The sequence below is a fragment of the Rossellomorea marisflavi genome, from assembly GCF_022170785.1.
Taxonomy (GTDB): domain Bacteria; phylum Bacillota; class Bacilli; order Bacillales; family Bacillaceae_B; genus Rossellomorea; species Rossellomorea marisflavi_B.
Map to the genome: position 1 here is coordinate 4,076,862 of NZ_CP081870.1, position 10,079 is coordinate 4,086,940.

Genomic DNA, 10,079 nt, shown 5'->3' on the forward strand with positions numbered 1-10,079 from the left:
CATTCCTCCCGAATCTACATTTCCTGCCCGATGGCACTCCTGTACCTGACGTCCTTCCGTTTGAAGGAGATGACCTCCTTGTCTTGATTGAGGAGGACATCATACGTTCCGAGCATTTCATCTTTTGCGTATCGTTTCATATATTCCTTCTCTTCGACCACTTCCACTGTGAGCCTCCAGCCCTCATCTTCCGTCATTTCAACAGATGTAACCTTATGGACCGGAGCTACATGTTCTTCGAAGAATCCTTTTACACTTTTCATGATTTCAGTGATTTCCATAATGTCCTCCCAGCTTGAACGCCTGACTGCATCAGGTGAAATAGGTTAGATGCTGAACTGTGAGTTCCGTTCATTGGACTGCGTTGCCAATCCTTCTTCCTGTACTTCATCACGGAGCAACCCGACAGCTTCTGCGTAACGCAACCACGTATCTACACTCGCTATCACGACTCTCGCCTCGATGGTCAAGATCTCTATTCCAACAACGGAAACCCTCGCGAATGCGTCAATTACGATCCCCTTATCCAAAATGCGGTCAATGACCTCTGCCAAACTGGAACTATCCGTACTTTTTTGAATCGCCATACCTAAATTCCTCCTTATGAAGTAATGGTTTTAATATCCTTGGACGATTTGATGTTTTCCGAGCTTTTGATATCCGTAGAACTCTTGATAGACTGGGAGCTTTTGATACTACTGACGCCTTTTAAGTTCTTGGCGCCCTTTCCACCCCGGTCATCCGAAGAAGACATCTTTTCCTGAAATGCTTCGCCCGCTTCCTTGGCCTTTTTTAATTTTTCACGTACAGATAACAGGACATCCTGCACCTTGTCTTCTGCATTATCTGCTTTGCCATTGACGCTATCAGCGTTCTTTTCCTTGGCTTCCTCGAGCTTTCCGGATGCTTTCTTTGCTTTGGCTTGGACGGTTTCTTCCACTTTTTCGACCGCTTTTTCCTTGGCCTTGTCCTTTAGCTTATCCTTTACGGATTCCGGAGCATGTTCATAGGCTTTTTTCGCCGTTTTTGTCGCTGCTTTTTTAATGGGATTCCCCACGGGATCACCTACTATTTCTTGGAGTCGACAAGTTTATTCAACATTTCTTCAATTCGTTCGAGGCGTTCATTCAAATCCTGATTATCTTCTTTGATCTGCTTGATTTCGTCGTTTTGGGATTCATTTTCACCCGAGTCCTTCTTTTCAGTCAGCTTATTCTTCAGTGGGGACAGAACCCCACTGTCCATTTTGCTGAAGTAGCCCGAAGCTGTTTGTCTGAGTGAGATCATCGCCTGTTCTGTGACGAATTCCTGGGCCGTCCTTCTTAGTTCCTTTGTGGCTGCCTTCATCAGTTCAGATTTCCCAAGGCTTGCTGCCATCTTTTTCGTCGTACCCGGATTCGAGAGCAACCCAAGTCCTGCTCCGACCACTCCGCCGATGATGGCATATTGCATTGATCCGTTCGTGTTTTCTTCTGTAGATTCTGTCTGCTTCTTTTCTTCTGATTGTTTGTTACTTGCCATGCCCATCCTCTTTTCTGTTCGTATTTTGTTGTATTTCATATACTGCTTTACACGCTGAATGATTCATTCGATGAGGTACGGTTCCCGATTCCTTCTTTTTCGACTTCATCTCGCAGGAGGCCCACTGCTTCTGCATATCGAAGCCACGTATCCACACTAGCGATGACCACCCTGGCCTCCACGGTGAGGATCTCTATCCCGACCAGGGATACTCTTGCGAATGCATCAATGACAATCCCCTTATCCAATATCCGGTCGATCACCTCTGCCAGGCTCGAACTGTCTGTGCTCTTTTGAATGCTCATTCAAACTGACCCTCCAATTCGTCATGCTCAGGTATCTATTCAATTTAGTCGATGTTTACCTCCATATCATCCACCCCTAAACCAGAAAATAATGGGTAAAGACTATTTCAGATGCATCTTTTGACGAATCCAGTCGACATGTAATATTCCAAGGCTTACAAACCCTTGGGAATACTCGCTCTTTCATGCGTCCAAGCAGTTATATTACAAATTTGTTACAAATATCAATAATCAAATTTCCTGCTCATTGAATGGGTTTATCTTCATAGAATGCCTCTATCAGTAGATCCTTTGACCTAAAAAAAGAAGGCTGCACCCAAAAGGATGCAGCCTTCTTTCATTTATTCATTTGTGATAAGAAATCACCCAGAAGATCGTCGAGACTCTCTTCTTCAGATTTATCCGCTACCGGTTCTTCAGGTTTCATCGCACTTTCCCAGTCGAATTGATCAAGATCTTCATCCGATGGAGGAGGATTGAATTCCTCAGCCGGGGCATCTTCTTCCACAGGTTCGAAGGTGGCACCAGCCGCCTCTTCCTGAAGATAGAGCGCCTCGTCTATATTGAGGGAACTGCTGTTCAAGGATGCGAGTAATGAAGCTGTCCTTACAGGATTCGACAGCAATTGGTACACAATGCTGCCTAGCAGCGCCTCCGAATGCTCATGTTTCAACCAATCTCGTTGAGACTTATCAAGCCCCTTCGGCAAGGGAATTGTGATGGCTTCCCGCTGTTTGGAGAGGTTTTCGTTCACGCCGTTGACTACGAGCTCAGCGATACGACTGGAGAAATTGCGCCTCTCCGTTTCTTTGAGCTTCTGAAGATGTTTCAATATGTGATCCGGAGTATCCGAAGGAATCCTGAAAGTAATAGGTTGCCCTCTCGACATCCCTTTTCCGTTCATATCATCACCCTATTTTGATTTCGCCAGTTTTTGTTCTTCTTTCACTTTATCGGCTTTTTCATTCTTTCTTATATAGTCAGAGATGAGCTTGTAGTAAGCATGGACCATCATCCAGATACTCTCTTTTTCATCCTCGAAGAAGTCGATGTTATAGCCATCAAGATTGTTGTTCAACGTCTTGATATATTCCTTCAGGACACTTGAACCGCCACCGATGAAATAGCATATTTCGGTTTGAGAATTCTTTTGCCACATATTTCTGAGATGGCGATATTGCTTTTTGGCCAGTTCGAGCATGATGCGATCGACTATATCGTGGACACTTGTCCTGCTTCCCTTCACCATAATGTGATTGCGGTCGCTTTTCTTCGTGATGATTTCTACGACGTCGCGTCTGCTGTCAAGCTCCACGCCGTGACGGGAACGGATTTCTTCCCTGATCAATTCGAGTGACTCAGAGACTCCTAGATTGAATCCTTGGGCTTTGTCATCGTCGACTTTACGGTCTTTAATGACGGCGATATCAGTCGAGAGACCTCCGATATCCTGAATCAGGATGCGCTTATCGATCAGTTCTTTATTAATGATGTTTCCGTTGTTATCCATTACCAAATTGATGAACGCCGCGAAACCTTCCGGGTAGACCTTCACTTCATCAAAGCGGATATTGACCTTCACTCCTTGATATTGAGGTGTGACAAGGAATTCTACCTGATGGACAGATCCAAGAAGTTTTGAACGGTATCCAACATCCTTCCCTTCCTTCACTTCACGGAGCGGAAGTCCGGTACCAAGGGTATAATTTGCTTCAATTACTTTATTATTCTTTTTAAATCCATCGTGTCCAGCTGCATCCAATGCAAGGGAAGCGAAGAGCATGACGAGCGTTTGATCTTCTTCCGATTTGCTGCTTCCTGGATCGAGTTCTGTAGAGTTCGTGCTTTTCGTTGCAAGATTTCCTACACGATAGATTGCATTGTTATCTTTGAGAGTAGGGGAGTGGACACGGATATGTATACCGTCTAGTGGACTTTGAGCGTCCAGCTCTTCAATCCCGATGATGGGACGATCTTCAATATCCCTTGCAATGACATTAGGGATGTTTACTTCTGCTTCCAATTTTCCGAATACACCTTTAAGAGAGTCGTTACCTACATCAATTGCGGCAATACGAGTCGTTGTCATACTAGCCATCCTTTCTCGAGTAAGAATTTGTAAAATTAGAACTCTTACTTTCAGAGTAATGGATAGAAGGAGCGCGGTCAATCCTACTTTCTATCTTTAATTTTGGAAGAAGCATCCTGTACTTGTTTACAATTTTGTCTCGTTGTATACGTTTTTTGTACACATGCTTTTAAATCAACTTGTGTACTTCTTTGTATACTTGTATACATTTTTGAATACATTTGTGTACATTTTTGTAAACATGTAAACTTTTTTGTTTACATGTGATCCGAGGGTGTCTTTTCCATTAAAATGGAAGGGTTATCCGTTCCTCTTTTTTACCAAAAATCAGTTTCCATTCCCCGTGATCTTCGGTTAAAGAGACTCCCCTCCAACCTGCTTTTAGCAGATCCTGTTGTTCCTTGAATTCCTTCATGGATACTTCCTTAAAAGGAGGAAGTATTTCAAACTCCTCCTTGAGATCCTTGAAGAAGATGTACCGCCAATGGCCTCCGTATTTTTGTTTAAGGCCGCCAATGGCCAGTCCCTGATTGAATTTATCTTTTAAACTTGGAATATTATATGGGGCAACGGTACAGCAGACATACTTACATTCATCTGTCCGGCTCTTCAGTTCATCCATGATCAGTTGGCCTAGGAGTTTCTGCAATCCATTGCCGCGTACATTCTCAGATACAAAAGAGATCTCCTGATACACTACTTTTGACCACTCCGAACGTGGAATCCCCACATCATTGCCCAAGTGACCTTCATCGATGGCAGGAAATAAGACCGCTCTTGCTCCAACGAGCTCACCTTCGACATAAACCCCCAAAATCAACCCGTTTCCCGCCAAAATATGGTCGAACTCCTCTGCAGAGAGAGGCTGAAGGATGGCCGGTTCCTGCAGTGCAGATCGGACAGATTCTTGTAAAGCGAGCAGTTCCCCACTCCCCTCCCGTGGGACTACCTTTACTAGAAAGGGGATGTGTGATGTTTTTAACGTCCCTGAATATACAATTCTCAATATAATTCCCCCATTTTTCGCAATCTCCCATTAGTGTAGTAAAGATTTAGTAAGGTGAATAGTCGCCACAGATAATATCTACATCAAATCGACAAAAAAACCGTCGCAAAGGGATCTGACCCTTTTACGACGGCCTTCTTTTGAATTATTGAGCTGTATATCCACCATCGATGACAACGGCTTGCCCTGTTACACTTTTGGCTTGATCGCTAGATAGGAACATAGCGTAATCAGCGATTTCTTTTACATCCAACAAACGTTTTTGTGGAACGAGAGGATAGATGACTTCTTCAAGGACTTTTTCTACTGGTACATTCCTAGAGCTTGCAATATCCTTCATTTGTCCACGAACGAGGGGTGTGTCCACATATCCCGGACAGATCGAATTGACGGTTACACCATCAGCTGCGGATTCAAGAGCCGCCACTTTCGTAAGCCCGATGACGCCGTGTTTGGCACTATTATAGGCTGCTTTACCTGCAAATCCGATCAATCCATTGATGGAAGAGATATTGAGGATACGTCCGAACTTCTGCTCTTTCATAATGGGAAGAACGTGTTTGATAGCGACAAATGGCGCTGTCAGCATGATTTTGATCATCAACTCGAATTTCTCTGTCGGGAATTCTTCAATCGGGGATACGTGTTGAAGACCGGCATTGTTGATGAGAACGTCGATGCGACCATATTCTTTATGTGCTGCTTCAATCATGTTCTTGATGTCTTCTTCACTGGTGACATCTGCCTTCAGACCGATTGCTTCATAACCAAGATCTTTCAATTCCTGCGCTGAAGCTTTGACACCCTCTTCGTTGAGGTCGGTCAATACGACTTTACTTCCATTTTCGGCGAAGGTTTTACCAATCTCGTATCCAATTCCACTTGCTGATCCTGTAATGACTACTACTTTGTCGTTTACCATGATTCAAACACTCCTTATAGGTTAGATATCTGTTTTCTTTTACCCATTTTTCCTTTTGGCCAATACTTACAGTCTGTTCTAAATGATACCGAGAGATGCCATGATGATGGCAACGATGACGGCGATTGTAGGAATGATTAACCCTACGATGAATACGTCTTTATAGGTTTCCTTATGCGTGACCCCAGTGACTGCCAGAAGCGTCAGGAGTGCACCATTATGAGGGAGGATGGATGCTCCCGAAGCAATGGATGCCATGCGGTGGAAGGCATCGGGACCGATGCCAGATGACTGGGCGAGTCCTGAATAGGTATCACCCAGTGCTTGCATGGCGATCCCCATCCCGCCGGAGGCTGAACCTGTGATCATGGCAAGTACTTGTACAATCAGGGACTCTGAGATCAAGGGATTATCTGAGAAGCCTAGCAGGACGTCCGTGATCCTGTCGAAATCCGGAACACTTGTCACAACTGCCCCGAATCCGACAGCGGCACTTGTATTGATGATGGCCATGACAGACCCCTTAGCCCCTTCATTTACTGAAGGTATGAAGGCCTTGTACTGCTTGGCATTCAAGATGAGAATCAACAGGATCCCTGACAGCAAGGACGGAATCGGATCCCATTTCACTCCATTCAACAGGATGACAACCACTACCAAAGGTAAAAGAGATAGGATCCAATGAGGGAGAGGACCATCCTTTTCCTCTTCTGTTGAATCCTTCGGTGCGATAAAGTGTAACCCCGAGGAGGCAAGGCGTTTCTGTCTCCAAGTGAGCCAGAAATATCCTCCCACCGCCATGACGAGGGTTGCCCCGATGCCCATGAGCGTTCCTGCCATAGGCGTCGTTCCGAACGTTTTCATGGGAATCAGATTCTGGATCTGCGGTGTTCCCGGCACTGACGTCATGGTGAACGTGAAGGCACCAAGTACGATGGTCGGGGCAATGAGGTTGCGGGTAATATCGGCTTTCTTGAATAATGCCAATGCAATCGGATAGATGGCGAATACGACCACGAAGAGGCTGACTCCTCCGTACGTAAGGACTGCGGAAGCGACGAGAACGCCGAGGATGGCCCTCTTTTCACCGATGATCCTGGTGATTTGGAAAGCCACTGACTTCGCCGCTCCCGTGTCTTCCATCAATTTTCCGAATACGGCTCCAAGAAGGAAGATCGGGAACCACTTCTTCGCGAAATCGACAAAACCAGACATATACGTGTCGGTGTATGCGTCCATCAAATCAAGGCCGCTTAACAGTGCGACGATGCCTGCAACGATCGGGGCCACCCAGATGATGGACCAGCCTAAATACGCGAAAAACATAAGCAGTGCCAGGCCTATGATGATACTTAACAATGAATTTCACCTTTCTTTCAAGGACCTTGGTCCTGTTCATAAAATGGACACAAAATGAATGCATTAGAAATTTTACTCCTCCCCTTTTGATAAGTAAAATGAATTAATACTATAGTTAGTATGCAAAATATCTATATAAAATGGAGGCGAGTTTCCATGGATATCCGACAACTCACCTACTTCAACGAAGTAGCCAAACATAAAAGCTTCACCAAAGCATCCCGGGTTCTCCATCTGTCCCAACCTACTCTAAGCAAAATGGTAAAGGGGCTTGAGGATGAGCTGGAGATGGAGCTTATCGACCGGTCATCCCGGCAAATTCAGCTGACAGAAGCCGGCCAGATCGTTTATGAACAGTCCAGCGTCATCCTTGAATCTCTCGACCATCTGTCCACTCACCTGTACGATCTGATGCACTTGAGGAAAGGGAAAATCAAAATCGGGATCCCTCCATTGATCGGGTTCCTGTACTTCCCCAAGCTGATCAAATCATTCAAGGATCAATATCCCGATATCGAGATTCAGCTGATCGAGCATGGGGCCAATCAGGTGACGCAGGAGGTAAAGGACGGGCTTCTGGATCTGGGTGTCATCGTTCTGCCCCTTGATGAGGATTCGCTCGATATCATTTCCATCATCGAGGAGCGATTGCATCTGTTCGTCCATTCGGACCACCGGTTGGCTGCCCGTGAATCCATTACGATGAAAGAGCTCGAGGGAGAAGAGTTCATCTTATTCAGCGAAGGATTCACTCTTCATGATCGCGTAATCGAATACTGCGAAGAAGCTGGATTTAGCCCGAAGATTGCCTACGAGAGCTCACAGTGGGATTTTATCAACGAAATGATCGGAGAGAATCTCGGAGTGTCCATCCTTCCCCAGTCCCTCACGAAAAAACTGAAGACCTCTTCCGTCACTTCTGTCCCGATCAAATCTCCCAGGCTGCCATACAAATTGGGTGTTGTAACGAAAAAAGGAAGATATGTATCCTTTGCGTCCAAGAAATTCATTGCGCACATGAATGACCACTTCTCACATTCATAAACTGCATGATTTATATAAAATATATGTATTTTACTCATGGTTCCTCCCGCGTTATCGTAGTAAATGTAGATCACTACAGGAGGGATACAACATGAGTAAGTACGAAGCAGGACTGGAAAAACTGATGGAATACACCCTTTCAGGCAATAAAGACGTTCCGAGCCACCTTAAGATCTCAGAGGACTTGGAGAGCATCGCACCTGATGTGGGGAAATACATTATTGAATTCGCATATGGAGACATCTACTCACGCTCCGGTTTGACGAACCAACAGCGCGCATTGATTACGATTTCTTCCCTTGTGACCCAAGGTACGGAGCCTCAATTGGAGCTTCATATCAATACGGGCCTGACAGCCGGACTGACGGAGAAGGAGATTGTAGAAGCAATCATCCATTTGATTCCGTACACAGGCTTCCCCCGCGTCCTGAATGCCCTGGAAGTGGCCAAGAAGGTCTTTACCATGCGAAAAGAAGAATAATTCCACACAGCGCCCAATGAAGGGGCGCTTTTTTTCATTCTTTGGAGCAATCATTATTGTATAATGATGGAAGAGGTGAGGATCATGAAACGAAACTATGTGCTTCATGCGTGGGGGAAGGATTTTCATTGGGAAGGGACGGGGCAGATGTCCATTAAAACTTTCCGAGGAGGACGGGCACTCTATGAAGCGAACGGCGGTTACTACAGCGTGGAAGGAAACCGATATCTTCTCGTGAATGAGGGCGAATATTCCCTCCATATCGAGGAAAAGGAGCCTGTTGAATCCTTCTGCCTCTTCTTCCGATCAGGCTTTTCTTCAGAAGTGTCCCGGAGCCTGGAAGCCTCCCAGGACCAACTGCTCACAGATCCTTTCAAACCCGTTGGAGAGGATGGTTTCTTTGAGAAAACCTATTATATCGGCCCTCATCTTGAAGAGAGGCTTCGACTGACAAAGCAAGCCAACCTTAACAGAGAACTTGAAGAGTCTTTTTATCCCGTCATGGAAGCCATCCTGGCCGATCAAACCACTATTCCTCAAGAGCTGGAACGATTATCTTCTTTAAAGCGGTCGACCCGTGAAGAACTATTCAAACGGCTCATCCTGGCCAACGAATACATACGTGCCTACTGTCAAACAGCCCTTACCCTAGAGGACATTGCAAGGGTTGCCTGCCTCTCTGCCAATCACTTGCTCAGAACCTACAGGCAATTGTTCGGAGTCACGCCAAAGCAGCACCTGTTATTGTACCGAATGGAAAGTGCCAAACGCCTTCTGAAAGAATCCTCTACACCCTACACGGAGATGGCATATGACCTCGGGTTTACAAGTTCGGCATCCTTCAGCCGTTCTTTTAGGCAACATACCGGATTATCACCCAGGCAATATTTTAAAAAAGGTGATTTTTGATAAGAACCGGGTGCAAAAATCAATTACGATGTGAGAAACACATGAAAGGTGGACATAGCATGATCAATTCAGTCGGACAAGTCGGGATTCCCGTCAAAAATATCGAGAGGGCGACAGCCTTTTACCAGGGAACCCTGGGGCTCCCGCTTCTCTTCCACACGGATACTATGGCCTTCCTGCAATCAGGCGACGTTAGGATCCTCCTCACCTTGCCGGAAAAGCAGGAATACGACCATCCCAGTTCCGTTGTTTATTTCAATGTGGAGAGTACGCGTATTGCTTATTCGGAGTTAAGGAATAAGGGCGTGGAAGTCTGCGGGGAACCACATGTGGTGTCCAAGATGGATGGTGTTGAAACGTGGATGTGTTTTTTCAGGGATTCTGAAGGGAATACACATGCTTTCATGAGTGAAGAAAGAGCTGAATAGCACGAAAAAGTGAAA

Annotated in this window: 14 protein-coding genes; 4 read left to right on the top strand and 10 right to left on the bottom strand. The window is 45.6% G+C overall.

From position 1 onward, the window contains the following. Nucleotides 1–14 precede the first annotated feature (14 nt). The 10 genes from gvpO to K6T23_RS21075 form a co-directional block, all read right to left on the bottom strand. Nucleotides 15–281, bottom strand: a complete 267-nt coding sequence (gene gvpO, locus K6T23_RS21030) for a gas vesicle protein GvpO (RefSeq protein ID WP_048004758.1) — start codon at nucleotides 279–281, stop codon at nucleotides 15–17. A gap of 45 nt (nucleotides 282–326) precedes the next feature. Next, nucleotides 327–587, bottom strand: a complete 261-nt coding sequence (gene gvpJ, locus K6T23_RS21035; protein WP_048004757.1) for a gas vesicle protein GvpJ — start codon at nucleotides 585–587, stop codon at nucleotides 327–329. 14 nt (nucleotides 588–601) lie between these two features. Further along, nucleotides 602–1,057, bottom strand: a complete 456-nt coding sequence (gene gvpQ, locus K6T23_RS21040) for a gas vesicle protein GvpQ (RefSeq protein WP_238283228.1) — start codon at nucleotides 1,055–1,057, stop codon at nucleotides 602–604. 11 nt (nucleotides 1,058–1,068) lie between these two features. Beyond that, on the bottom strand, nucleotides 1,069–1,521 hold the full coding sequence (gene gvpT, locus K6T23_RS21045) for a GvpT/GvpP family gas vesicle accessory protein (RefSeq protein ID WP_079514184.1): 453 nt from the start codon (nucleotides 1,519–1,521) through the stop codon (nucleotides 1,069–1,071). A gap of 47 nt (nucleotides 1,522–1,568) precedes the next feature. Beyond that, complete coding sequence (gene gvpJ / locus K6T23_RS21050; protein WP_056539406.1) at nucleotides 1,569–1,826, bottom strand: gas vesicle protein GvpJ; 258 nt, start codon at nucleotides 1,824–1,826, stop codon at nucleotides 1,569–1,571. Between the two features lie 337 nt (nucleotides 1,827–2,163). After that, nucleotides 2,164–2,730: a hypothetical protein gene (locus tag K6T23_RS21055; RefSeq protein ID WP_238283229.1), complete on the bottom strand. Its 567-nt coding sequence runs from the start codon at nucleotides 2,728–2,730 to the stop codon at nucleotides 2,164–2,166. Nucleotides 2,731–2,739: 9 nt separating this feature from the next. Beyond that, nucleotides 2,740–3,915 carry a ParM/StbA family protein gene (locus K6T23_RS21060; protein ID WP_238283230.1) on the bottom strand — a complete coding sequence of 392 codons (1,176 nt, stop codon included), beginning with the start codon at nucleotides 3,913–3,915 and terminating at the stop codon, nucleotides 2,740–2,742. A gap of 286 nt (nucleotides 3,916–4,201) precedes the next feature. Beyond that, nucleotides 4,202–4,921, bottom strand: coding sequence for a GNAT family N-acetyltransferase (locus K6T23_RS21065; RefSeq protein WP_238283231.1), 720 nt, complete (start codon nucleotides 4,919–4,921; stop codon nucleotides 4,202–4,204). 145 nt (nucleotides 4,922–5,066) lie between these two features. Next, on the bottom strand, nucleotides 5,067–5,843 hold the full coding sequence (locus K6T23_RS21070) for a 3-hydroxybutyrate dehydrogenase (protein ID WP_238283232.1): 777 nt from the start codon (nucleotides 5,841–5,843) through the stop codon (nucleotides 5,067–5,069). A gap of 78 nt (nucleotides 5,844–5,921) precedes the next feature. Then, on the bottom strand, nucleotides 5,922–7,202 hold the full coding sequence (locus K6T23_RS21075) for a GntP family permease (protein ID WP_238283233.1): 1,281 nt from the start codon (nucleotides 7,200–7,202) through the stop codon (nucleotides 5,922–5,924). Between the two features lie 156 nt (nucleotides 7,203–7,358). Here K6T23_RS21075 and K6T23_RS21080 point away from each other — a divergent pair, with 156 nt between their 5' ends. The 4 genes from K6T23_RS21080 to K6T23_RS21095 all read left to right on the top strand — a co-directional run bounded on the left by K6T23_RS21080 (nucleotide 7,359) and on the right by K6T23_RS21095 (nucleotide 10,064). Then, nucleotides 7,359–8,246 (top strand): LysR family transcriptional regulator, encoded by an 888-nt coding sequence (locus K6T23_RS21080; protein WP_056539423.1) that lies wholly within the window; start codon nucleotides 7,359–7,361, stop codon nucleotides 8,244–8,246. A gap of 91 nt (nucleotides 8,247–8,337) precedes the next feature. Beyond that, complete coding sequence (locus tag K6T23_RS21085) at nucleotides 8,338–8,727, top strand: carboxymuconolactone decarboxylase family protein (protein WP_056539425.1); 390 nt, start codon at nucleotides 8,338–8,340, stop codon at nucleotides 8,725–8,727. A gap of 84 nt (nucleotides 8,728–8,811) precedes the next feature. After that, a complete protein-coding gene (locus tag K6T23_RS21090; protein ID WP_238283234.1) occupies nucleotides 8,812–9,636 on the top strand; it encodes a helix-turn-helix domain-containing protein in 825 nt (274 codons plus the stop codon). A gap of 59 nt (nucleotides 9,637–9,695) precedes the next feature. After that, a complete protein-coding gene (locus K6T23_RS21095; protein ID WP_238283235.1) occupies nucleotides 9,696–10,064 on the top strand; it encodes a VOC family protein in 369 nt (122 codons plus the stop codon). Nucleotides 10,065–10,079 lie beyond the last annotated feature (15 nt).